Source organism: Alloalcanivorax marinus (assembly GCF_016906305.1).
GTDB classification, from domain to species: Bacteria; Pseudomonadota; Gammaproteobacteria; order Pseudomonadales; family Alcanivoracaceae; genus Alloalcanivorax; species Alloalcanivorax marinus.
Map to the genome: position 1 here is coordinate 1 of NZ_JADDOL010000027.1, position 22,755 is coordinate 22,755.

Consider the following 22,755-nt stretch of genomic DNA (forward strand, 5'->3'; position numbering starts at 1 on the left):
GGCGAACCTCAAATGAGGTTCGCCCTGTGAGGCCGCCAACTGTGGGACAGCAGTGGCCCTCGGGCGGCCTTTTTTTATGCGCGATGGGCGCTATTTCCCTTCGCTGTCCTTCCAGCGCGCCATCAGGGCGTTGGAGTCCAGGCTTTCATCCAGCAGCTTGCGGGCGGTCTCGGCGCCGGCCACCGGCAGCCCCTCGCCGTCCAGCAGGCCGATCTGCTTGAGCACGCTGGCCTGGTCCCAGTAGATGTGCTCGTGGCACAGCTTGTCGCCGCGGAAACGGATCACGCCGAGCATGGGGATTTCCACTTTCTTGCCGGTGGGCGCCACGCCGGGCAGCATCCAGTCGATTTCCCGGTCGTGGGTAAAGCTCAGGATGAACTCGTCCACCAGCTGGGTGGCGCCCACCGTGCGCGACACCGGCACCAGCGTCATGTCGTCCGGATTACCGTGCACGAAGTGGTTGCGGTAGAAGCGGCTGAGCTGCTGGTAGCCGACACCGCCGGTCATGGTGGGGATGTGGTTCACGTAGGGCTCGGCCACCATGGTCGCCATGGTAGCGTCCACGTCGCGGGTGGCGAATTCCTGGCGGCAGTGTTCGTCCCACAGGGCCGACAGGTCCACGTCCGGGCCGATCTCCCGTTTCAGCGCGGCGATGGTGCGCTCGTGGGCCATGTCGGCACTGGTCTTGTGGTAATGGTCGCCGCCGGGGCGCGCGAAGGCATGGTCCACGCCGGGATAGACGAAAGTTTCCAGCTTGCTGACGGTGCCGCCCAGGGCGGTGATGATGCGGTTGCGGGTGGCCTCGTCGCAGAAGCCGTCCTGCTCGGCGAAGTGCAGCACCAGCCGGCCCTGGATGTGGGCGGCTTCGTCCAGGTGGTTCTCGATGCCCACGCCGTAGTAGCCCACCGACACCGCCGCCCGGGTGCGCGCGGCGGTCAGGTAGGCCAGCTTGCCGCCCAGGCAGAAGCCGACAAAGCCGAGATCGCCGCCGGTCACCTCCGGCCGCGCCGCCAGGGTTTCCAGACTGGCCTCGATGTCGTCGATGGCCAGGTCGATGTCCACGGTCTGGAACAGTTCGAAGGCGCGCTGGAAGTCCGCCTCGCCGTAGCCCAGCTCGATGCCCGGTTCGATGCGCCAGAACAGATCCGGCACCAGCACCGCATAGCCTTCCTCGGCAAAGCCGTCGGCCACCCGGCGCATGGTGTCGTTGACGCCGAAAATTTCCTGCCCCACCACCAGGCCCGGGCCCTTGCCCGCCGGCGGCAGTGCCAGGTATGCCCGGAACCGGCCACCGTCTTTGGCGGTAACGTCGATGAACTCTCCCATGGTGTTTCCTTCTTGTGCGCGTAAAGCGAAAAGCCTAGCAGCGCTTCAGGAAGCTGTCGAAAGGGGAGGGGGAACCCGGATACAGGATTCAGGATGCAGGATACAGGGGGAAGCCTGGTGCCTCCCCCCGGATGGGTCGGGCTCAGTCGAGCAGGTGGTTCTCGTACTCGTCGCGGAGCTTGTTCTTGAGCACCTTGCCGGTGGCGTTGCGGGGCAGGGCGTCCACGAACACCACCGCGTCCGGCACCTGCCAGGAGGCCACCTGGCCCTCGAAGCCGGCCAGCACGTCCTGCTCGGACGGATCCTGACCCTCGGCCTTGACCACGATCAGCAGCGGGCGCTCGTCCCACTTGGCGTGCTTGGCGGCGATCACCGCCGCGTCCGCCACCTGGTCCATGCCCATGGCGATGTTTTCCAGCTCCACGGAGCTGATCCATTCGCCGCCGGACTTGATCACGTCCTTGGAGCGGTCCTTGATGGTGAGGATGCCGTTGGGGTCCAGGGTGGCGATGTCACCGGTGGGGAACCAGCCCTGCTTGTGCGGCGCCGGGGTGTCCACGTTGAAATATTCGCTGATCACCCAGTGGCCTTTGGCGTACAGGTCGCCCTGGGTGTCGCCGTCCATGGGTTTCTCGTTGCCGTCCTCGTCGCCGATCATCAGGTCCACGCCGAACGGCGGCCGGCCCTGCTTGGCGCGGATCGCCGCCTGCTCCTCCGGGGACAGGGCCATGTGCTTGTGCAGCAGGGTGCTCACCGAGCCCACCGGGCTCATTTCGGTCATGCCCCAGGCGTGCAGGGTGTCCACGCCGTAGTCGTCGCGGAAGGTGGCGATCATGGACGGCGGGCAGGCGGAGCCGCCGATCACCGTGCGGGTCAGGCTGGGCACCTTCTCGTTGGCCTTCTTGAGGGCACCGATCAGGCCCTGCCACAGGGTCGGCACGCCGGCGGCGCAGGTCACTTCCTCGCCGTTGATCAGGTTCTTGAGGCTGTCACCGTCCAGACCCGGACCGGGCAGCACCACCTTGGCGCCGACCATGGCCGCCGCGTAGGGAATGCCCCAGGCGTTCACATGGAACATGGGCACCACCGGCAGCAGGCAGTCCCGGGCGGTCAGCGCCAGGCTGTCGGGCAGGGCCACGGCCATGGAATGCAGCACCGTGGAACGGTGGGAGTAGAGCGCGCCCTTGGGGTTGCCGGTGGTGCCGGAGGTGTAGCACAGGCTGGAGGCGGTGTTCTCGTCGAACTCCGGCCATTCGAAGTCCTCGTTGCCCTGCTCGATCAGGTCCTCGTAGAACTTCAGGCCCGGTACCTTGGCGGCGGCCTCGTCGTCCTTGCCGCTGAGCAGGTAGACGTGCTCCAGCTTGGGCAGCTTGTCCTGCAGGGCTTCGATCAGCGGCAGGAAGGTCTTGTCGATGAACAGGACCTTGTCCTCGGCGTGGTTGAAGATGTAGACCAGCTGCTCCGGGAACAGGCGCGGGTTGATGGTGTGACACACCAGGCCGGCGCCGGACACGCCGAAATAAATCTCCAGGTGGCGATGGTTGTTCCAGGCCAGGGTGGCCACCCGATCGCTGTGCTCAAGCCCCAGGCCCTGCAGCGCGGAGCCCAGGCGCCGGGCCCGCCGTTCCACCTCGCCCCAGTTGGTACGGTGCACGCCGCCGGCGGTTTCCACCGATACGATTTCACCGTCGGCATGGTAGCGGGCGGCATGGCGGATCTGGCTGCTGATCAGCAGCGGCTGGTTCATCATCTGGCCTAGCATAGTGCTCTCCGAGTGCTTGGCGTTGTTGTTGTGAGACCTTCGAGATTTCCCGTATCCGGGGACGGTGTCAAATCCCGATGCCCAGGGTGCGGTGGCGCCGGTCGCGCCAGTGTGAAAGGAAACGGGTTCGGCGCCGGAAACTGAATAAGTCCGCTTGACCCACCGCTGGGACGGACACGGTTTTCTTCCGCGCCCGCCTGGGCTAATGTGGCCGCCCTTTCGTGACAGCCGCTTTCCGGAACCCTGCTATGTGGATCAAGAACCTCACCGTTTTTCTGGGCACCGAACCCTTCAACTGGAGCGCCGCCGAACTGGAAGAGCGCCTGGACGGCAACCGCTGCCCGCCCTGCGGGCGCCAGAGCCCCAGCAGCGAAGGCTTCGTGCCACCGCTCAAGAACGATGACCGCATGGTGGTGGCCACCGGCAGCTACTTCTACCTGGTGCACCAGGAGATCGCCCGGCTGCTGCCCGGTCCGGTGATCAAGGAAGAGCTGGACGCCCGGGTGGAGGAGATCCGCGAACGCGAGGGCCGGCCGGTGGGCCGCAAGGAACGGGCCGACCTCAAGGACCAGATCACCTTCGAGCTGCTGCCCCAGGCGTTCACCCACTCGCGGCGCACCGGCGTGCTGATCGACCCCCAGCGGCGCCGGGTGATGGTGGATTGCGGCTCCGAGAGCCGCGCCGAGCAGGTGGTGTCGGCGCTGCGCAAGGCGCTGGATTCGCTGCCGGTGACCCGGCCCACCGCCGCCAGCGCCACCACCGCGGCCTTCGCCCACTGGCTGCGCGAGCCCGGCGCCCTGCCGGAGGGCTTCACCCTGGGTGATCGCTGTGAGTTCAAGAACGGCGACGGCGCCAGCGTGCGCATCACCGCCCTGGACCTGGGCCGGGAGGAAATCCTCGCCCATCTGGAGGAACTGGCGGCGGTGAAGGTGAACCTGTGCTGGAAGGACGAGATCGAGTTCGACCTGCAGCAGGACCTGGCGGTGAAGCGCCTCAAGCCCCTGGACCTGATCCAGGACAACCTGGACGGCATCAACGCCGAGGACGCCCTGGACGAAATGATGGCGCGCCTGGAACTGCAGGGCGGCACCCTGCGCGGTGCGCTGGATACCCTGTTCGCCTTTTTCGAGATCAAGGCCGAGAGCGGGTCCGCCGCCGACTGAGGCGGATCGCGACTAAAGTCGCTCCTACGGCGGCAGGAAGTTGTAGGAGCGACTTCAGTCGCGATACCCGGCTCCGTCATGGCTACCTGCTCCAGGGCTGGCCCCAAACCGGCAAAAGCGATACAGTCCGGGGTTAATGTTTACACTGTAAACACTGACCCCGGAGACCCCCATGATCGAACAGACCATCGAACGCTGGCACCGCCTGGTGGACGCCAAGGACGCGGACGCCCTGAACGACATCCTCGCCGACAACGTCACCTTCCACTCGCCGGTGGTGCACACCCCCCAGGAAGGCAAGGCGATCACCAGAATGTACCTCACCGCCGCCCTGCACACCCTCAACAACGAGCACTTCCGCTATGAGCGCGAGATCCTGCAGGGTGACAACGCCATGCTGGAATTCACCACCGTCCTGGACGGCATCCAGCTCAACGGCGTGGACATCATCCACTGCGACGCGGACGGTCGCATCGACGATTTCAAGGTGATGGTGCGCCCGCTCAAGGCGGTCAACAAGATCCACGAGATGATGGGCGCGATGTTGGAGAGGATGAAGAAGTAGTTACAAGTTAAAAGTTAAAAGTTGAAAGCGCGGGCACAGGCCTGCGAGAGAGCAGGGCCGTGCCCGCGCTCGGCGGGACGACCCGCCGCGACGGCCGCGGGAAAGCCGCTTCGCTTCCCGCCCTTTTAACTTTTCACTTTCAACTTTCCACTGATCTCAGTCGAAAACAACCACCTGCCGGATCGCCTCGCCCTTGGCGAGCCGCTCGAAGCCGTCGTTGATGTCCTCGAGTTTCAGCCGGTGGGTGAGCAGCTTGTCCACCGGCAGCCGGCCGGCCTGGTAGAGGGCCACGTATTCCGGGATATCCAGGGCCGGCACGTGGCCGCCCAGGTAGGAACCCATCAGGGAGCGTTCCTCGGCCACCAGCTGCACCGGGCTCACCGCAAGGCGGGTTTTCGGGTGGGGCAGGCCGGCGGTGACCGTTTTGCCGCCCTTGCCGGTGGCGGCGAAGGCGAATTCCAGGGCCGGGCCCACGCCGGCGAATTCCGCGGCGATGTCCACGCCGCCGCCGCTGATCGCTTTTACCTGTTCAACCGCGTCCTCGTCACCGGAGTTGACCGCATGGGTGGCGCCCAGGGATTTCGCCATGTCCAGTTTGTCCTGGGCGATGTCGGCGGCGATCACCTGGCGGGCGCCGCCGGCCACCGCGCCCAGCACCGCGGACAGACCCACGCCACCCAGGCCCACCACCAGCACCGACTGGCCGGCGCGCAGCCCGGCGGTGTGCACCACCGCGCCCACGCCGGTGAGCACCGCGCAGCCGAACACGGCGGCGATGTCGAACGGCAGGTCCTTGGGAATCCTGACCGCCGAGCGGCGCGAGGTGACCACATGCTCGGCGAAGCCGGACACGCCCAGGTGATGGTTCACGGTGGCGTCGCCCTGGTGCAGACGGCGGCCGCCGCCCAGCAGCACCCCTTCGTTGTTGGCCACCGCCCCCGGCGCGCACAGGGCGGCGCGGCCGTCCAGGCAGTAGGGGCAGGTGCCGCAGCTGGGCACGAAGGAAAACACCACATGGTCGCCCACCTCCAGGTCGGTGACGCCGGGGCCCACCTCCATCACCTCGCCGGCGGCCTCGTGGCCCAGCGCCATGGGCAGCGGCCGGGGCCGGTTGCCGTCGATCACCGACAGGTCCGAATGGCAAAGGCCGGCGGCGCGCACCCGCACCAGAATCTCGCCGTGCTCGGGAGCGTCCAGCTCCACCTCTTCGATTTTCAGCGGTTGGGAGCTGCCGTAGGGGCGCTCGGCGCCCATTTCACGAAGTACTGCCGCGCGGGTTTTCATGGGGTTTCCTCGTCGTTGTTCCGGGAAGAAGCGTTCCGGGGTTCAAGGTCCTTGGTAAAGGTCTGGTCGTTCTCGCCGCTGAAGAAGCGGCGGCCATAGATCAGGAAGCACAGCGCCACGCCCACCGCGAACGCCCAGGTGGCGCCCTGAGTGGCCAGCACCGCCGCGGTGACGCCGGCGATGCCCAGGTCACGCTGGCTGCGGGCTTCGAGGATGCCGATGCGCACGCTCACATAGCCCTGGATCAGCAGGGTCAGCGCCAGGGCCACGCCGAGAATCGGTTCCACCAGGCTGACGATGGGCATCAGGATCAGGCCGGTGTTGGTGCCCCAGCGGAACGAGCCGGCGCCGCCGAAGATCGAGTCCATCGCCTTGCGGCCTTCCTTGAAGCGCTCCACGATCACCACGTGCATGGCCGCCCACAGCGGGCCGCACATGGCCACGTCCGGGCCGATGATGCTCATGGTGGCGTTGCGGCCGCCGAAGATCATGTGCGCCCGGTCCGGGTCGTAGTCGATCTTCTCGTCGCGGCGGGCCTCGTCCGCCTCGGTGAGCAGGGCCTTGCCCTGCAGCACGTCGCCGAACAGCACGATGTAGGCGGCCAGCATGGTGGGCACCGCCTGCAGGAACATTTCCGGCGACGGCAGGCCCAGGCCGAACACCGTGTACTCGGTCCACAGGGTGACGAAGTCCGGTTTGGTGAAGCCCCACTCGATGGTGGGCCAGGGCGCCTCGGCGAACAGCGGCGCGATGACGATGGCCAGGGCGATGATCGGGAAGATGCCGAGCTTGCCCAGCAGCCCCCAGAAGCGGTTGCGGTTTTTCAGCCAGGCGAAGTGCCGGGAGAAGATCAGGTAGAAGGCGATGCCGATGGCGATGGAAATGGTCCAGGGGAAGCTTTCGAAGCGGCCGCCGACCTTGAACACCGAAATCACCGCGGCGATGCCGGCGCCCATGATGATGCCGGCCTTGATCGCCGGCGGCACCAGGCCCACCACCTTTCTCGACAGCCCGGTGGCGCCCAGGCCGATACAGAACAGCCCCAGTAGCAGCTGGAAGGCGATCAGCGCGTGCACCCGCTCCGGGCCCTCCGGGAAGGTCTCGCAGTAAACGATCAGCAGCGGGATGGCCGGGGTGATCCAGCCCGGTACCACCGGGTCGCCCAGCAGGTGGTGGGTCAGGTAGAGCAGGCCATTGAGCAGCACCACCGCCAGCGCCGCCTCGAAAGGCATGCCCAGCAGCTCGGTCATCAGCGGAATGGCGGCCAGGTCCACGGCGCACATCAGCAGACCCTGGAAGTAATCGGGCCACTCGAATCGGTAATGCAGGAAAGGCAGACGGACCTTGAACGGACCCAGGGGCCAGTAACGGGTCTCGCCGTCCGCGCGGCGGTAATCGGTCATGATGGGTTCCCGAGCTGAAATAGTATTTTGAAATTATGGAACTACTGTAGAGGTCCGGTACACCGGGTCAACCGTTACCGATCAAGTCTGTGCCACGCCGTACAGATAGCGGGCGATCATGGCCAGGCACATCAGCACGATCAGCGGCCGGATCAGGCGCTGGCCGCCGCGCAGTACCGCGTGGGCGCCCAGCCAGGCGCCCAGCATCTGGCCCAGGATCATGGTGGCGCCCACCAGCCACAGCACCTTGCCGCCGATCACGAACAGGGTCAGCGAGGCGATGTTGCTGGCGAAGTTGAACGCCTTGGCGTGGGCGGTGGCGGTGATCAGCTCGCGACCGCGCAGCGCCACCTCCGCCAGGGAGAAAAAGGAGCCGGTGCCGGGCCCGAAGAAGCCATCGTAGAAACCGATGGCCGGTACCACGGTGCGTTCGTAGAGCGCGCCGCTCAGGCGCGGCGCCCGTTCCACCCGGCCGGCCCCCGGCGTGAGCAGGAAGTACAGGGCGATCACGGCCAGCACCACCGGCACCAGCACTTCCAGGGCGCCGGTGTCGACCACCTGCACCACCACCGTGCCCACGGCGCTGCCGGCCAGGGCCCACAGGAAAGGCCGCCGCACCGCCGCCGGCGAGAAGCGGCGCAGCCGCAGCAGGGTGAAGGTGGCCATGCCCGAGCCGAAGGTCCCCTGCAGCTTGTTGGTGGCCAGCGCCTGCACCGGCGGCAGCCCGGCCAGCAGCAGGCCGGGCAGGGTCAACAGGCCGCCGCCGCCGGCCAGGGTGTCGATAAAGCCGGCCAGCAGTGCCAGCCCGCCCAGCATCAGCAGCATGAAGAGTTCCAGTTCCAAATCCGTTCCCCGGTGGGAAGTCAAAGCCGTTAAAGAGTGTAAAGCAGTGCAGCCGCCACGGCGTCATTCGCCTTAGCATGGGGTCCTAACACCGATCGGATTCAAGGAGGATCCCATGCGTTATTCCCTGGCCCTGGTGGCCACCGGCACCTTGCTGCTGGCCGCCTGCCAACCCCCGGACGACGACCAGAGCAAGGACCAAACAGGCGGCGACGGCGCGCCGATTCAGGAAAGCCAGCCTGGCGGTCAGGTCGGTGGCGACGACGCCACCGGCCAGGCGCGGCCCACCGTGGACACCGCCGGGGCCCCGTCCGCCCAGGATGCCAAACCGGTGAAGGGCAAGACCGCCGTCTATGAGAGCGAGGAATACCACATTCAGGTGACCTTCCCGCGCAACCTCAAGGTGGTGAACAGCCGCGCCGGCCGGATCAGCGGCACCGACGCGGACCAGAACGGCAGTGATCGCCAGAGCCAGTCCAGCGGTGATGAAGGCGGCTGGAAGGCGTTCGCCGGCAAGGACGAGGACGGCAAGCGCTTGCTGACGCTGAAGGTGCCCGATCAGCAGGCCCGCTTCCAGCTCGGTGCCAGCCGTTCCACCCAGGGCCTGAGCCATTGCAAGGATCAGCCCACCGGGGCCGCCGGCGACACCGAAACGTCGCGCACCATCGACGATGTGCCGTTCCGCCGCTACGAGGTCACCGAGACCGGCGAGAACGGCTATCGCATGGTGCAGAGCTATCGCGCCACCTACGGCGAAGCCTGCTTCGCCATCGACCTGATCGCCAGCGGGGAAGGCACCGCCGGTGACGGCCAGGCGCAGAAACGGGCTCTGGAAGATCTGCAGACGGTGATCGACGGTATCCGCTTCACCGAATAACGGTGACGCTTCGACGGGAGGATGGACCATGCGCGGCGTTACCGCGACCCTGATGCTGGCGGCTCTGGCCGGCCTGAGCGGCTGTGACGCACCCTCGGCGAGCGGCGGTGGCGGCCACAGCACCGCCGTGGAATCCGGTGCCCCCCAGGCCCGCTACGAGAACGTGGAATACGGGGTCGCCGTGGACTACCCCAAGGACGAAGTGGTCCGCGTGGACGCCCGCGAGGCCGCCAAGGGCTACTTCAATGAAGGTGGCTGGCGGGTGGGCGTGGGCCCGGACCAGCCCGGTGCCGCGCTGCTGGTACTGCGGCTGAAAGGCTCCGACGAGATCCGCACCGGCGAACTGCGGCTGGGCGCCAGCCGCGACGAACAGGCGCGGGCGGGCTGTACCGAGCCGGCTCCCTGGGCGCGGCCGAACAGTGTCGGCGAGGCGGAACTGGACGGCGTCGCCTTCACCACCTTCCAGGGTGGCGACGCGGCCATGAACCACAGCCGTCAGGTGCACGCCTGGCGGGCGCTGCGCGACGGCACCTGCTTCGCCATCGATCTGGTGGTGCAGGGCAGCAACGGCCAGGTGTACGACCCGCCCCGGGAGGCGCCGTTCAGCGAAACCCGGGCCTTCAACGACCTCAGTGCCCTGCTCGGCGGCATCCACTTCATGGACGCCACCGTCCTCCACTGACGATCCGCCGCGCTCAGGGCGCGGCGTGTTCCTCCTTGACCCGGAACCAGGCCGCGTACAGCGCCGGCAGGAACAGCAGGGTCAGCGCGGTGGCCACGATCAGGCCCCCCATGATCGCCACCGCCATGGGCCCGAAGAAGTCGCTCCGGGACAGCGGAATCATGGCCAGCACCGCGGTCAGGGCGGTCAGCACGATGGGCCGGAAACGCCGCACCGTGGATTCGATGATGGCGTCCCAGCGGCTGCGGCCCTGGGCGATGTCCTGCTGAATCTGATCCACCAGAATCACCGAGTTACGCATGATCATGCCGGCCAGGGCGATGGTGCCGAGCATGGCCACGAAGCCGAACGGCTCGCCGAACAGCAGCAGGAACACGGTTACCCCGATCAGCCCCAGGGGCGCGGTGAGGAACACCATGGTGGTCAGTGAGAAGCTGCGCAGCTGCAGCATCAGCAGGGTCAGCACCACCAGGATGAACAGCGGCATGCCGGCGTTCACCGAGGCCTGGCCCCGGGCGGATTCCTCCACGGTGCCGCCCACCTCCAGCAGATAGCCCGGCGGCAGGTCGGCGCGGATGCCGTCGAACTGGGGCCAGATCCGGTTCACCAGAGTGGCCGGCTGCTCGTCGCCGTAGATGTCCGCGCGCACCGTCACCGTGGGCAGCCGGTTGCGGTGCCAGATAATGCCCTCCTCGAAGCCGTACTCCAGGGTGGCGATCTGGTTCAGGGGCACGCTGCGGCCGGAGTCGGTCTGCACCGCCAGATTGCCGAGCTGACCGAGGGCGTGGCGTTCGCGGCTGTCGCCGCGCACCTCCACGTCGATCAGTTCGTTGTCTTCCCGATACTGGCTCACCACCACCCCGGACAGGGAACTCTGCAGGGCCCGGGACAGGTCGGCGCTGTTCACGCCCAGGGCCCGGGCGCGGGCCTGGTCGATGTCCAGGCGCACCACCTTGCTGGGCTCCTCCCAATCCAGGTGCACGTTGGTCACTTCCGGGTTCTCGCGCACCTTGGCGGCCACCTGGCGGGCGATGGCGCGCACCTCGGGGATGTGCTCGCCGGAGACGCGGAACTGGATCGGGTAGCCCACCGGCGGCCCGTTCTCCAGCCGCGCGACCCGGCTGCGCAGAGTGGGGAATTCCTCGCGCAGGGTATCGATCAGCCAGGCGCGTACTTCCTCGCGCTCATCGATATTGCGGGTCAACAGCACGAACTGGGCGAAGCTGGCCGCCGGCAGCTGCTGGTCCAGAGGCAGGTAGAAACGCGGTGAACCGGCGCCCACATAGGCCACGTAGTTTTCGATCTTGTCGTGACCGGCGATCATTTTCTCCAGCCGCCGGGCCTGCTCGTCGGTGGCCGCCAGGGAAGCGCCCTCATGGAGCTTCAGGTCCACCATCAGCTCCAGCCGCGCCGACGGCGGGAAGAACTGCTGCGGCACCAGCCGGAACAGGGCCACCGCCGCCATGAACATCACCACGGTGAGCACGATCACGGTCTTGCGGTAGCGCACGCACCACAGCACCAGCCGCCGGAACCGCTGATAGAAGGGTTTTTGATAGGGGTCGTGCACCTGGCCGCTGTCGTCGCGGCGGGCCAGGTTGGGCAGCAGTTTGTCGCCCAGGTAGGGCACGAACACCACCGCCGTGATCCAGGACACCAGCAACGACAGGGTGACCACCTGGAAGATCGAGCGGGTGTACTCGCCGGTGCCGGATTCCGCCGTGGCGATGGGCAGGAAGCCGGCGGCGGTGATCAGGGTGCCGGTGAGCATCGGGAAGGCGGTGCTGGTCCAGGCGAAGCCCGCCGCCTTGATGCGGCTGAGCCCCTGTTCCATTTTGATCGCCATCATTTCCACGGCGATGATGGCGTCGTCCACCATCAGACCCAGGGCCAGCACCAGCGCGCCCAGGGAAATTTTGTGCAGGCCGATGTCGAAGTAGCGCATCAGCGCGAAGGTCATGGCCAGCACCAGCGGAATGGACAGCGCCACCACCAGGCCGGTGCGCGCGCCCAGGGAGAAGAAGCTCACCAGCAGCACGATCACCAGGGCCTCGACCAGCACCTGCACGAATTCGCCCACACCCTGCTCCACCGCCGCTGGCTGGTCCGACACCTTGCGCAGCTGCAGGCCGGCGGGCAGGGTGTCCTGCAGCCGCTGGAACTCCGCGTCCAGGTGCTCGCCCAGGGCCAGGATGTCGCCGCCTTCCTTCATGGACACGGCCAGGCCGATGGCGTCCTCGCCCATGAAGCGCATACGCGGCTGCGGCGGATCGCTGAAGCCCCGGTAGACGTGGGCGATGTCGCCCAGCCGCAGGGTGCGGCCGTCGGCGCGGATCGGGAAGCGGCGGATTTCGTCCACCGATTCGAACTGGCCGCTGACCCGCAGCCGCACCCGGTCGCTGGGGGTCTCGAAAAAGCCCGCTTCGGCCACCGCGTTCTGGGACTGCAGGGCCTGTTGCACGGCGCCCATGGGAATGCCCAGGGACGCCAGCTTGGTGTTGGAGATTTCCACCCAGATCTTTTCGTCCTGCAGGCCCACCAGCTCCACCTTGCCCACGTCCTTGACGCGCTGCAGGGCCAGTTGCAGACGGTCGGCGTAATCCTTCATCACCGCGTAGTCGAAACCGGGCCCGGTGAGCGCGTAGATGTTGCCGAAGGTGGTGCCGAATTCATCGTTGAAGAACGGGCCCTGGATGTCCCGGGGCAGGGTATGGCGGATGTCGCCCACCTTCTTGCGCACCTGGTACCAGAGGTCCGGAATGTCCCGGGAGTGCATGTCGTCGCGGGCCACGAACAGCACCTGGGACTGGCCCGGCCGCGAGAACGACACGATGCGATCGTAGTCGCCGGTCTCCATCAGCTTCTTTTCGATGCGCTCGGTGACCTGCCGCGACACTTCCTTGGCGCTGGCGCCCGGCCACACCGTGTTGATCACCATTACCTTGAAGGTGAAGGGTGGATCCTCGCTCTGGCCGAGCTGGCTGTAGGAGAGGACGCCGAGGGCGCCCAGCACGATCATGGCGTAGAGCACCAGGGTGCGGTTGCGCAGGGCCCATTCGGAAAGGTTGAAGCGCATGGCTTACTCCCCGTCCGCGCCGTTCAGGTGCACCGGCCGGTTCTGGCGGTCCACCGGTCGCACTTTCTGGCCTTCGCGCAGCACCTGGGTGCCGGCGGCCACCACCCAGGCGTCCGCCGCCAGTCCGTCCAGCACCGGAATGCGTTCGGCGTGGTAGGCGCCGGTTTTCACCGGCGTTTTGCGCAGGGTCCGGCTGGCCGGGTCGACCACCCACACATAGGGCTGGCCGTCGTCGGCGGTGACCGCCGCCAGCGGCAGGCTCAGGGTGTCCTCGCCGTTGGCGCCGTGCACCAGCACCCGGGCACTCTGGCCCAGCTCGGCGCCCACCGGGTCGTTGTCGAACGCCACCCGCGCCTCGAAGGTGCGCGACGCCGGGTCCGCCGCCGGCGCCAGCTCACGGATATGGCCGGGGAAGGTGTCGCCGGGCCGGGACCACAGCTCCACGGTGACCTCGTCGCCCACCTGGAAGCGGTCCACGTCCTGCTCGGGCAGGTCGATGCGCACCTCCCGGTCGCCGTCCACGGCCAGTACGAACACGGTCTGGCCGGCGGCCACCACCTGGCCGGCCTCCGCCAGCCGCCGGGCGATCACGCCATTCTCCGGGGCCTCCAGCACCGCGTAGCCGGCCTGGTTGCGGGCCACGTCCATCTGCGCCCGGGCCTGCTTCAACTGTGCCTCGGCGGCCTGGAAGCGGCTTTCCACATTGTCGAACTGGGAACGGCTCACCACGCCCCGCTCGAGCAGCGGCCGGTAACGGTCCAGCTCGCTGGCGGCCAGTTGATGATCGGCGCGGGCGGAGGCCAGCCGGGCGCGGGCGGCGTCCAGTTCCAGGCCCACGTCCTCGGCGTTCAGTTCCGCCAGCGGCTGGCCTTGCTCCACCCGGTCGCCCACGGTCACCAGGCGACGGCTGATCTTGCCGCCGATGCGGAACGCCAGCTCCGGCTCGTAGCGGGCGCGGACCTCGCCGGGAAAAATGTCCATCAGAGCGTCGGCCCCCTGGGGCTGGACCACCAGGGCCGGGCGCGGCGCGGCGTCCTGGGGCGTTTCCGGGGACGAGCAGGCGGCCAGGGAGAGCGCCAAGGGCAGCAGAATCAGCAGCGGAGAACGGAACATGTAAACCCCCATAAAAAATGGCCGGGAGCCATTTTCAACGTCGCGCGAGCGACGGCCCGGCATAAAAAACACGCGGATAGCGCATCGGCAATGCTATACTCGCCGGTATAGTAATTTTATTGAACTTACTGGTCCAGTATTTGATATGTCCGATAACGACGCCCAGACAGGCCTGCGCGGCCGGCCCAAGGATCCGGCCAAACGCCAGGCGATTCTGGATGCCGCCAAGACCCTGTTTCTCTCCCAGGGCTTTGCCGGGACCAGCATGGATGCCGTGGCCGCCGACGCGGGGGTCTCCAAACTCACCGTCTACAGTCATTTCTCCGACAAGGTGACCCTGTTCGCCGCCGCCGTGGAAGCCAAGTGCCAGGAGTCGATGCCGTTTCCGATTTTCTCCCTGGAAGCGGACGACGACCTGCCCACGGTCCTGGCGCGCATCGGCCGGGCCTTCATGGAACTGACCAACAGCGACGAGGCCATCCAACTGGAGCGGCTGATGAACAGCCTGGCGGTGCAGGATCCGGAGATGGCGCGGCTGTTCTTCGACGCCGGCCCGGCCAAAACCCTGAACGAAATGGAGCGGTTGCTGGTCAAGGCCCGGGACCGGCGCTTGCTGATCCTCAAGGACCCGGGCGCCGCCGCCGAGCTGTTTTTCGGCATGCTGCTGAGCTGCCGGCACATGCAGGTGCTGATCGGCTGCGCCGCGCCGCCGGGCCCGGCCGAGTCCGAAGAGCATGTACGCGAAGTGGTGCGCGTGTTCCTGAAAGGCCACGCCCCCTGAACGCCGTGCTTTTGTCCGTCACGGGAACCGGCTAGGCTGCCGGCTGCGTATCTGCCCGGGGCCGGCCATGCTGCAGGACTTTCTCGAACATTTCGGTTACCTCGCCTTGTTTCTCGGCACCTTCTTCGAGGGCGAGGCGGTGCTGGTGCTGGCCGGCTTTCTGGCTTTCCAGGGCTATCTGCGCCTGGAGCTGGTGGTGCTGGTGGCGTTCCTGGGGGCCTGGGCCGGTGACCAGCTCTGGTACACCCTGGGGCGCCGCTACGGGCGCGGGCTGCTGGCGCGCAAACCGCGCTGGGAGCAGCTCGGCGAAAAGGCGCTGGTGCGTCTGCGCCGGCACCCGGATTTGTGGGTGCTGGGTTTTCGCTTCGTCTATGGACTGCGCACGGTGATGCCGCTGGCGATCGGCGTGTCCGGCTACCCGCCGCGCCGCTTTCTGCTGTTCAACGGGCTGGGCGCGGCGATCTGGGCCTCGGTGCTGGGCCTCGCCGCCTTCCATTTCGGCAACCTTCTGGAAGCCATCCTCGGCGAAGTGAAACGCTACGAACTGTTGGTGCTGTCGGCATTGCTGGTGCTGGCGGCGCTGTTCTGGCTGTGGCGTCGCTGGCGTCAGCGTCCCTGAAAATGACACCCAGCAGGCGTGATGCAAGTAGTGTGAACAGGCCCTAAGCCGGGTCCGAAAACGGCGAGTGTCCGGCCCCGTCCGGGCGTATCCTACCCCCATGTTCGACGACGATGTCCGCTACCGCGCCCTGAGCGCCCGGGATCCCCGCTTCGACGGCCATTTCTATGTGGCGGTCTCCACCACCGGCGTGTATTGCCGACCGGTGTGCCCGGCGCGTCTGCCGCGCCGCGCCCATTGCGTTTTCTTTCCCAGCGCCGCCGCCGCCGAGGCGCAAGGCTTCCGGCCCTGCCTGCGCTGCCGCCCGGAATTGGCGCCCGGGCGGGCCAGCGTGGACGCCCGCCAGCGGCTGGCGCGGGCCGCCGCCGCCCGCCTGGAAGCCGGGCTGGCGGACCAGGACTTGGCCGGCCTGGCCGCCGCCCTGGGGGTCAGCGACCGGCACCTGCGTCGCGTGTTCCGGCTGGAGTACGGGGTCACGCCGGTGGCCTATGCCCAGACCCAGCGCCTGTTGCTGGCCAAGCGGCTCCTCACCGAGACCGGTCTGCCGGTCACCGAGGTGGCACTGGCGGCCGGGTTTGGCAGCCTGCGCCGGTTCAATGCCCTGTTCCGCCAGCGTTACCGGCTCAAGCCCTCCAGCCTGCGCCGCCCCGGCGGGCGCGGCGACACGGACAGTTTCACCCTGCGGCTGGCCTATCGCCCGCCCTACGACTGGCCGGCGCTGCGGGATTTTCTCGGCCAGCGGGCCATCGCCGGCGTGGAAAGCGTGGAGGAGGGCGTCTATCGGCGCACCGTGGCGCTGCGGCGGGGCGATCACGGCGTTCGGGGCTGGCTGACGGTGGCGCCGGTGAAAGGCCGCGACCAGTTGGCGGTGACGCTGTCCGCGTCCCTGGCCGGGGCGGTGCCGGAGGTACTGGCGCGGCTGCGGCATCTGTTCGATCTGGATTGCCAGCCGTCCGAGGTGGCCGCCGCCCTGGGGCCGTTAATGGCGGCCCACCCGGGCCTGCGGGTGCCGGGGGCCTTCGACGGGTTCGAGGCGGCGGTGCGCGCGGTGCTGGGCCAGCAGATCACGGTGCGCGCCGCCCAGACCCTGGCCGGCCGGGTGGCGGCGGCCCTGGGCGAACCCCTGGAAACGCCGTTCGCGGCGCTCACCCATACCTTCCCGGACGCCGCCACGGTGGCCGCCACCGCCCCGGACACCCTGGGCGGGCTGGGCATCCTGCGCGGCCGCGTGGGCGCGATCCGGGCGCTGGCCTCGGCCTGTGACCGCGGCGAACTGGTGCTGGCGCCGGGGGCGCCGGTGGAGGAGACCCTGGCGGCGCTGAAGGCACTGCCCGGCATCGGCGACTGGACCGCGCACTACCTGGCCCTGCGCGCCCTGTCCTGGCCGGACGCCTTTCCCGCCGCCGACTACGGCGTGCTCAAGGCGCTCGGTGAACGGTCGCCGGCCCGGGCGCGGCGCCACGCCGAGGTATGGCGGCCCTGGCGGGCCTACGCGGTGATGGCGCTGTGGCGAAATCTGGCGACGGAGGGCGCGGCGGCTCAGTCCGCGCAGGGCAGCGGCGACGGCGCCCGCTGATGACGACGACTGTAGGCGCTCAGCAGCACGCCGATCACCATGGCCACGCAGCTCAGTGCGAACACCAGCCGGAAGCCGTCGCGCCATTCGATCAGCGGCCCGGCCAGGGCCGGCCCCAGTAGCTGCCCCACCGCGTAGAACAACGTCACGAAGCTCACCGCCACCGGCGCCCGATGCGCCGGCACCGTCTCGGTGGACGCCGCCAGCACGGTGGAGAACATGCCCGCCGCGCACAGCCCCATCAGCAGAAAATGGGCGCCGAACGCCCAGGTGGCCGGATGCAGCACCGGAATCAGGGTGGCCAGCAGCGACAGTCCCATGGACAGCATCAGGCCGTTGGCGTAACCGAGCCGGTCGGACAGCCAGCCCCAGGCCGGGCCGGCGAACACCGACAGCATGCCCATGGCGGAGACCAGATGGCCGGCGGTGCGCGCCGGTGTATCCGCGGCCAGGGCGTAGCTGTACATAAAGGTGCTTTGCACGATAAAGGTGAGCCCGAGCACGCCGTACACCAGCCCCACGATCACCACATGGGGGTTGCGGAAGATCGGTGCGTCCGGCTCGCCCAGGGCGGCGGCGGTGTCCGCCGCCAGCGGTCGCGGCGGGTTGCGCAGAAACAGGGTCACCAGCACGGTCACCAGCACACCGCCGCCGGCGAACAGCAGCCACACCTGGCGCCAGCCGTCGCCGCCGGCCTCGGTGAGCGGTGGCGCCAGGGCGCCGATCAGCAGCATGCCGATGCCCACGCCGCTGTTGACGAAACCGATCACCGCGCCGCGCCGGTGCGGGTAGGTGTTGGCGAGCAGCGAGATCAGCGGCGTATAGCCAAAGGCGGTGCCCATGCCGAGCAGCACCATCAGCACCAGCGCCATTCCGTAACGGGTGGTCTGACTCAGCCCGAGAAAGCCGGCGATCACCAGCACCAGCCCCAGCAATACCGAGGTCTTGCCGCCGAACCGGGCGGCGAACACCCCGGCCACCATCACCAGCAACAGGTAGCCCAGGGCATTGGCGGTGCTCAGGTTGGCCGCCTGGCCGTAGCTCAGCTGCAGCCCTTCGCGCATGGCCGGCAGCACCAGCCCGTAGCTGAGCCGGGCGAACACCAGCAGCACCACGATGCAGGCGGCGCCGGTGGACACCATCAGAAAAAACGGCGGACGACGGTCGAGGAAGCGCATGCGGACGTGCCCTGATTTTTTGTTATGAGACCCCGGAGTGTACTCCGGCGCTGGCGACGGGCATACCCACAGGTATGTGGAAAGATTCCAGACTTTCCCGCCCCGCCGGCCGGTGTCGGCTGGTATGCTGGGCGCCCTCTGACCGTCAGCCTCTGGAGAACCCCATGGACAGCCCGCGCCCCGGCCGCTACCGGCATTTCAAGGGCAACGAATACCAGGTGCTGGGCACCGCCACCCATTCGGAAACCGGTGAGGCCCTGGTGGTCTACCGGCCCCTGTACGGCGACGGCGACCTGTGGGTGCGGCCGCTGGCCATGTTCCAGGAAACCGTGCTGCGCGATGGCCAGGAGCGCCCGCGTTTCGCCTTTGTCGCCGACGATTGATAAAATGCCCGTTTTGCGTGAGCCCACCACCATGTCCGAGTCCACCCCCGTCCTGCGCCTGCGAAAGAACGAAGAGCGCCGCCTGAAAGCCGGCCACGATTGGATCTATGCCAATGAGGTGGACACCGGCGAAACCCCGGTGAAAAGCCTGCCCGCGGGCGCCGCCGCCCGGGTCGAGGACGCCCGCGGCAAGCCCCTGGGACGGGCGCTGCTGAGCCCGAACTCGCTGATCGTCGGCCGTCTTTACAGCCGCGACCCGGAACAGGAACCCAGCCGCAGCTTCTTCAAGAAGCGCATCGAACAGGCCCTGGCGTTGCGCGAAACCCTGTTCCCGGCGCCGGGCTACCGGCTGGTGCACGGCGAGGCCGACGGCCTGCCCGGGCTGGTGGTGGACCGCTACGACGACACCCTGGTGCTGCAGGCCGGCACCGCCGGCATGGAAGCGCACCTGGACACGGTGGTCTCGGCCCTGGACGCGGTGCTGTCGCCCACCAACATCGTGGTGCGCAACGAAGCCGGCGTCCGCGAGCTGGAAGACCTGCCGCTTTACACCCGGGCGCTGAAAGGCGACGTGCCCGAGTCGGTGACGCTGAGCGAGAACGGCGGCCGCTTCACCGCGCCGCTGCGCGAAGGGCAGAAGACCGGCTGGTTCTTCGATCATCGCGCCGCCCGCGCGCGCATGGCGCCGCTGGCCCGGGACGCCCGGGTGCTGGATGTGTTCGCCTACTGCGGTGGCTGGGGCGTGCAGGCGGCGCTGGCCGGTGCCCGCGAAGTGACCGGAGTGGACAGCTCCGGCCTGGCGCTGGATTACATGCACCGCAACGCGGAACTGAACGGCGTGGGCGACCGGCTGCGCACGCTGGAGGGCGACGCGGTGGCGGCCATGAAGGAGCTGATCGCCGACGGCGAGAAGTTTGATCTGGTGATCCTGGATCCGCCGGCGTTCATCAAGCGGCGCAAGGATTTCAAGAACGGCCTGGCCGGCTACCACGCCATCAACGAACTGGCGGTGCGGCTGGTGAAACCCGGCGGCTATCTGATCTCCGCGTCCTGCTCCATGCACCTGCCCGCCGACAAGCTGCTGGACGTGATGCGCGCCTCCGCGCGGCACATCGACCGCGCCCTGCAGATCATCGGCCAGGAAGGCCAGGGCCCGGACCATCCGGTGCAACCGGCGATGCCGGAAACCGCCTATCTGAAGAGCTGGTTCGGGCGGCTGCTGTTCCGGTTTTAAGGCCTGACGGCCAGTTGAAAGTGAAAAGTTGAAAGTTAAAACGCGGGGAAGGTCGCATCAGACGCCAAGGCCGTGCCCGCGCGTCCTTTCAACTTTTAACTTTTAACTTTTAACTAGCCCTTTTATACCCAGACGATGACCGCGATCACCGCCAGCACGATGGCGGTGGCCCGCTCCACGCGACCTTGGTGTCGGCGCAAGGCGGCCAGCACCGGCCCCCGCGCCAGGGTCAGCGCCACCAGGCTGTACCAGCCCCCATCAATCATCACCGCCGTGGCGGCCACCTGCACCCGGGCCACGGTGCCCATGCCGGCGTCGATGAACTGGCTGAACAGGGCCAGGAAAAACAGCGCCACCTTGGGATTCAGGAACGCGATCAGGAAGCCGTCCCGGGCCGGCCGCGCGCCCTTTCTTGCCGGTCCGTGGTCCGCCGCCGCCCCGGCCTGGCGCCAGCTTTTCCAGGCCAGCCACAGCAGGAACAGGGAGCCGGCCAGGCGGATGCCGGTTTCCAGGGACGGAAAGCGGTGCAGCACCACCGCCAGCCCGGCCACGGTGGCGGCGGCGTACACGCCGATGCCCAGGGCGTGGGCCAGGGCGGTGCGCACCCCGGCCCGGGCCGAGCCGTGCAGGGTGTGATGCAGCACCATGGCCAGGCTGGCCCCCGGCGTCATCGCACCCAGGGCGCACACCCCGGCCAGCAGTAACCATTCCTCGATCGTCAGCATCCGTCCTCTCCCCGCGCGAAGCGGGCATTGCACGCCAGCCGCCGTTCGCCGTCAATGCTTACCCGGTGAAGCACTGGCCGAACGAAACGCTTACATAAAAACACCAAAAATTCCGATCCGGCTAAGCCGCTGAATCGGTTCGGGTTATAAAGCCGCCTTCCAGCTCCTTCACGCCGGGGCTCACGCGGGCTTGACGACGTTCACGCCGGCCTTGACCCGACCCTCACCGGAGCGCGCGCAGCGTCGGCGCAGGTCCTCGTGGAACGACCTCCCGATACGCACAAGGAGAACAACGATGAACAGCCAGCCGCTCCGGCCAGCCCAGTCCCGCGCCGCGCCTTTATGGTCGCCGGTGCGTCTTGCCCTGTTGCTCAGCGCCCTCGCGGCCATCGCCCTGCTGGGCGGCTGCGGCGGTGACGACGACGATGACGATCCGGTGGTGCGCGGTCCCAGCGCCGAGCAGGGCCGCCAGGTATTCCGCTACGAAACCTTCGGCAACCAACGCTTCTGGACCGACGCCATGCAATTGCCCCAGGGCATCGCCGGCGCCCAGGTCACGCCTCTGCAGGCCCTGGGCCTGGGTCTCAACGTCAATGTAGGGGCGCTCAGCGCAGGCACCGCCCAGGCGCTGCTTACGGCGCTGGATGAGGTGGAAAACGGCGCCGCGCCGGAGGACACCGCCCTGGGCGACCCGGCGGTGACGCTGCTGTTGATCAATGAAGGCGCGGTGATCGGCGTGGTGCCGTTCGACGAAAACGGCGACCGCAAACCCCTGGGCAGCGACGCCGCCTATGACGGCATGGACGCCCTGGACATCGCCGGCGGCGATAAAGTCGGTGTCACCTGCGCGCTCTGTCACGCCAAGACCGACGGCAGCGTGGTGCCCGCCGGCACCGTGGGGCCCGGTTCCGTGGGCGCGGAAACCGACGGCGTGATCGCCGGCGGCCTGGACGTGGGGGCGATCTTCGCCGCCGCCGACAACCCGCTGGCCTATCTGCCGCTGCTGCAGTTGCAGTTCGACGCCCTGGAAGGCGCCACCATCGGCAAGGGGGACTTCACCGGCATCGCCTCCGGCGGCACCGTGGCGGACGCCACCGCCGCCGCGCGCACCTATCTGACCGGCACCTTCGAGGACGGCGGGGAAGAGAAGCGCTACTACGGCACCACCTCCTTCGACGCCACCCCGGACGGCATTGGCAACGCCACCTACTTCCCGCCGTTCTTCCGCACCGACCTGGCGGCACCCTGGGGTCACAGCGGCGCCTTCGCCGAACTGAATGACTTCAACAATCTGGTCTATACCGTGGCGCTGGATCCCACCAGTCTGCTCACGGCGGACGGGCGCGCCTTCCTGAACGTGCTGGCCGGCCCGGTGGGCGACGAGATCGCCGACCGCTACGAGGCGGTACTGCGCGACACCGGCGTGATTCCCGACGGCATGGCGGTGGCCGACGTGCTGCCCTATGTGGACGTGGCGCGGACCGATCTGGCGCCGGGCAGCGCCGCCGGTCCGGTGGGCCGCCGGGTCAGCGATGCCCGCCTGGCGGACCTGGCCGCCTACACCGACCGGCTGGCGGCGCCGCCGGCGCCGGGCGGTCTGGACGCGAACCTGGTCAGCCAGGGCGAGACCCTGTTCACCAGCGCCCGCGCCGACGGCGGCGCCGGTTGCGCCGGCTGTCATACCGCCAACCCGAACCAGCCGGTGAAGGAGGTGATCATTCCCATCGCCACCCTGTATCCGGGCTACGGCATGCCGCCGGTGATTCTCGACCGCTCCGGGGCCGGCCTGACGCCGATCCAGAACAGCACCGCCGGCCCGGCACCGTCCTACGATGATTCGGTGGTGGTGCTGGATGCCAGCGTGCGCGGCGAGGTGCGTGGCGAGGCCAAGCCGCTGCTGCTGGGTCTGAACACCAAGCTGAACTACCTGCACGACGGTTCGGTGGGTGGCGACAGCCCGGCGGTGGGCCTGGAGGCGCTGCTCAACCCGGCCCGCGGCGCGGACTCACCGCACCCGTTCTACTTCCCGCGTAACCTGGACGGCGGCGACGACCAGGCCGGTCGCGACGCCCTGGTGGAGTACCTGCTCAGCCGCACCACCGACTGACCGGGGCGTTTGCCTCGCCCAAAAAGAAGGGCCTCCTCGGAGGCCCTTTTTTGCGTCG

At 68.1% G+C, this 22,755-nt stretch carries 19 protein-coding genes; 10 read left to right on the forward strand and 9 right to left on the reverse strand.

What is annotated here, in order from left to right:
• Positions 1-90: 90 nt before the first annotated feature.
• Positions 91-1,326, reverse strand: coding sequence for a dienelactone hydrolase family protein (locus tag IM760_RS16710; protein WP_204431390.1), 1,236 nt, complete (start codon positions 1,324-1,326; stop codon positions 91-93).
• A gap of 142 nt (positions 1,327-1,468) precedes the next feature.
• Positions 1,469-3,088, reverse strand: a complete 1,620-nt coding sequence (locus tag IM760_RS16715; protein ID WP_204431391.1) for a long-chain-fatty-acid--CoA ligase — start codon at positions 3,086-3,088, stop codon at positions 1,469-1,471.
• A gap of 248 nt (positions 3,089-3,336) precedes the next feature.
• Between IM760_RS16715 and IM760_RS16720 the strand changes: the two genes are divergently transcribed.
• Both IM760_RS16720 and IM760_RS16725 read left to right on the forward strand, forming a co-directional pair.
• Entirely contained in the window at positions 3,337-4,251 is a 915-nt protein-coding gene (locus IM760_RS16720) for a recombination-associated protein RdgC (RefSeq protein ID WP_204431392.1), read from the forward strand.
• 172 nt (positions 4,252-4,423) lie between these two features.
• Positions 4,424-4,816 (forward strand): nuclear transport factor 2 family protein, encoded by a 393-nt coding sequence (locus IM760_RS16725; RefSeq protein WP_204431393.1) that lies wholly within the window; start codon positions 4,424-4,426, stop codon positions 4,814-4,816.
• A gap of 156 nt (positions 4,817-4,972) precedes the next feature.
• Here the strand turns inward: IM760_RS16725 and IM760_RS16730 are convergent, their stop codons facing one another.
• The 3 genes from IM760_RS16730 to IM760_RS16740 form a co-directional block, all read right to left on the reverse strand.
• Positions 4,973-6,100: a zinc-dependent alcohol dehydrogenase family protein gene (locus tag IM760_RS16730; protein WP_204431394.1), complete on the reverse strand. Its 1,128-nt coding sequence runs from the start codon at positions 6,098-6,100 to the stop codon at positions 4,973-4,975.
• Complete coding sequence (locus IM760_RS16735) at positions 6,097-7,503, reverse strand: hypothetical protein (RefSeq protein WP_204431395.1); 1,407 nt, start codon at positions 7,501-7,503, stop codon at positions 6,097-6,099. Before IM760_RS16735 ends, IM760_RS16730 begins: the two co-directional genes overlap by 4 nt.
• An 81-nt stretch (positions 7,504-7,584) precedes the next feature.
• Positions 7,585-8,346 (reverse strand): TSUP family transporter, encoded by a 762-nt coding sequence (locus IM760_RS16740; protein ID WP_204431396.1) that lies wholly within the window; start codon positions 8,344-8,346, stop codon positions 7,585-7,587.
• Between the two features lie 115 nt (positions 8,347-8,461).
• Here IM760_RS16740 and IM760_RS16745 point away from each other — a divergent pair, with 115 nt between their 5' ends.
• Positions 8,462-9,223, forward strand: a complete 762-nt coding sequence (locus IM760_RS16745) for a hypothetical protein (RefSeq protein ID WP_204431397.1) — start codon at positions 8,462-8,464, stop codon at positions 9,221-9,223.
• A gap of 28 nt (positions 9,224-9,251) precedes the next feature.
• Complete coding sequence (locus tag IM760_RS16750; RefSeq protein WP_204431398.1) at positions 9,252-9,905, forward strand: hypothetical protein; 654 nt, start codon at positions 9,252-9,254, stop codon at positions 9,903-9,905.
• A gap of 13 nt (positions 9,906-9,918) precedes the next feature.
• Here IM760_RS16750 and IM760_RS16755 read toward each other — a convergent pair whose 3' ends face one another.
• Complete coding sequence (locus tag IM760_RS16755; RefSeq protein WP_204431399.1) at positions 9,919-12,981, reverse strand: efflux RND transporter permease subunit; 3,063 nt, start codon at positions 12,979-12,981, stop codon at positions 9,919-9,921.
• Positions 12,982-12,984: 3 nt separating this feature from the next.
• A complete protein-coding gene (locus IM760_RS16760; protein WP_204431400.1) occupies positions 12,985-14,094 on the reverse strand; it encodes an efflux RND transporter periplasmic adaptor subunit in 1,110 nt (369 codons plus the stop codon).
• A gap of 145 nt (positions 14,095-14,239) precedes the next feature.
• Between IM760_RS16760 and IM760_RS16765 the strand changes: the two genes are divergently transcribed.
• From IM760_RS16765 to alkA, 3 genes are all read left to right on the forward strand, one after another.
• Positions 14,240-14,875: a TetR/AcrR family transcriptional regulator gene (locus tag IM760_RS16765; RefSeq protein WP_204431401.1), complete on the forward strand. Its 636-nt coding sequence runs from the start codon at positions 14,240-14,242 to the stop codon at positions 14,873-14,875.
• A 67-nt stretch (positions 14,876-14,942) separates the two neighbouring features.
• Positions 14,943-15,494, forward strand: a complete 552-nt coding sequence (locus tag IM760_RS16770; protein WP_204431402.1) for a DedA family protein — start codon at positions 14,943-14,945, stop codon at positions 15,492-15,494.
• Between the two features lie 100 nt (positions 15,495-15,594).
• Positions 15,595-17,070 carry a DNA-3-methyladenine glycosylase 2 gene (alkA, locus tag IM760_RS16775; RefSeq protein WP_204431403.1) on the forward strand — a complete coding sequence of 492 codons (1,476 nt, stop codon included), beginning with the start codon at positions 15,595-15,597 and terminating at the stop codon, positions 17,068-17,070.
• Here alkA and IM760_RS16780 read toward each other — a convergent pair.
• Positions 17,034-18,248 (reverse strand): MFS transporter, encoded by a 1,215-nt coding sequence (locus IM760_RS16780; protein WP_204431404.1) that lies wholly within the window; start codon positions 18,246-18,248, stop codon positions 17,034-17,036. The two genes, alkA and IM760_RS16780, sit on opposite strands and share 37 nt — an antisense overlap.
• 164 nt (positions 18,249-18,412) lie before the next feature.
• Here IM760_RS16780 and IM760_RS16785 point away from each other — a divergent pair, with 164 nt between their 5' ends.
• On the forward strand, positions 18,413-18,631 hold the full coding sequence (locus IM760_RS16785) for a DUF1653 domain-containing protein (RefSeq protein ID WP_204431405.1): 219 nt from the start codon (positions 18,413-18,415) through the stop codon (positions 18,629-18,631).
• Positions 18,632-18,635: 4 nt separating this feature from the next.
• Positions 18,636-19,865, forward strand: coding sequence for a class I SAM-dependent rRNA methyltransferase (locus IM760_RS16790; RefSeq protein ID WP_476726670.1), 1,230 nt, complete (start codon positions 18,636-18,638; stop codon positions 19,863-19,865).
• 122 nt (positions 19,866-19,987) lie between these two features.
• Here IM760_RS16790 and IM760_RS16795 read toward each other — a convergent pair whose 3' ends face one another.
• Positions 19,988-20,590, reverse strand: coding sequence for a LysE family translocator (locus IM760_RS16795; RefSeq protein ID WP_204431406.1), 603 nt, complete (start codon positions 20,588-20,590; stop codon positions 19,988-19,990).
• Between the two features lie 295 nt (positions 20,591-20,885).
• Between IM760_RS16795 and IM760_RS16800 the strand changes: the two genes are divergently transcribed.
• A complete protein-coding gene (locus tag IM760_RS16800; protein ID WP_204431407.1) occupies positions 20,886-22,697 on the forward strand; it encodes a hypothetical protein in 1,812 nt (603 codons plus the stop codon).
• Positions 22,698-22,755 lie beyond the last annotated feature (58 nt).

Excerpts from the sequence above, each read along its gene's own strand:
- IM760_RS16710 (WP_204431390.1), bottom strand. The coding sequence starts at position 1,326 with ATGGGAGAGTTCATCGACGTTACCGCCAAAGACGGTGGCCGGTTCCGG.
- IM760_RS16715 (WP_204431391.1), bottom strand. The coding sequence starts at position 3,088 with ATGCTAGGCCAGATGATGAACCAGCCGCTGCTGATCAGCAGCCAGATC.
- IM760_RS16720 (WP_204431392.1), top strand. The coding sequence starts at position 3,337 with ATGTGGATCAAGAACCTCACCGTTTTTCTGGGCACCGAACCCTTCAAC.
- IM760_RS16725 (WP_204431393.1), top strand. The coding sequence starts at position 4,424 with ATGATCGAACAGACCATCGAACGCTGGCACCGCCTGGTGGACGCCAAG.
- IM760_RS16730 (WP_204431394.1), bottom strand. The coding sequence starts at position 6,100 with ATGAAAACCCGCGCGGCAGTACTTCGTGAAATGGGCGCCGAGCGCCCC.
- IM760_RS16735 (WP_204431395.1), bottom strand. The coding sequence starts at position 7,503 with ATGACCGATTACCGCCGCGCGGACGGCGAGACCCGTTACTGGCCCCTG.
- IM760_RS16745 (WP_204431397.1), top strand. The coding sequence starts at position 8,462 with ATGCGTTATTCCCTGGCCCTGGTGGCCACCGGCACCTTGCTGCTGGCC.
- IM760_RS16750 (WP_204431398.1), top strand. The coding sequence starts at position 9,252 with ATGCGCGGCGTTACCGCGACCCTGATGCTGGCGGCTCTGGCCGGCCTG.
- IM760_RS16755 (WP_204431399.1), bottom strand. The coding sequence starts at position 12,981 with ATGCGCTTCAACCTTTCCGAATGGGCCCTGCGCAACCGCACCCTGGTG.
- IM760_RS16760 (WP_204431400.1), bottom strand. The coding sequence starts at position 14,094 with ATGTTCCGTTCTCCGCTGCTGATTCTGCTGCCCTTGGCGCTCTCCCTG.
- IM760_RS16765 (WP_204431401.1), top strand. The coding sequence starts at position 14,240 with ATGTCCGATAACGACGCCCAGACAGGCCTGCGCGGCCGGCCCAAGGAT.
- IM760_RS16770 (WP_204431402.1), top strand. The coding sequence starts at position 14,943 with ATGCTGCAGGACTTTCTCGAACATTTCGGTTACCTCGCCTTGTTTCTC.
- alkA (WP_204431403.1), top strand. The coding sequence starts at position 15,595 with ATGTTCGACGACGATGTCCGCTACCGCGCCCTGAGCGCCCGGGATCCC.
- IM760_RS16780 (WP_204431404.1), bottom strand. The coding sequence starts at position 18,248 with ATGCGCTTCCTCGACCGTCGTCCGCCGTTTTTTCTGATGGTGTCCACC.
- IM760_RS16785 (WP_204431405.1), top strand. The coding sequence starts at position 18,413 with ATGGACAGCCCGCGCCCCGGCCGCTACCGGCATTTCAAGGGCAACGAA.
- IM760_RS16790 (WP_476726670.1), top strand. The coding sequence starts at position 18,636 with ATGCCCGTTTTGCGTGAGCCCACCACCATGTCCGAGTCCACCCCCGTC.
- IM760_RS16795 (WP_204431406.1), bottom strand. The coding sequence starts at position 20,590 with ATGCTGACGATCGAGGAATGGTTACTGCTGGCCGGGGTGTGCGCCCTG.
- IM760_RS16800 (WP_204431407.1), top strand. The coding sequence starts at position 20,886 with ATGAACAGCCAGCCGCTCCGGCCAGCCCAGTCCCGCGCCGCGCCTTTA.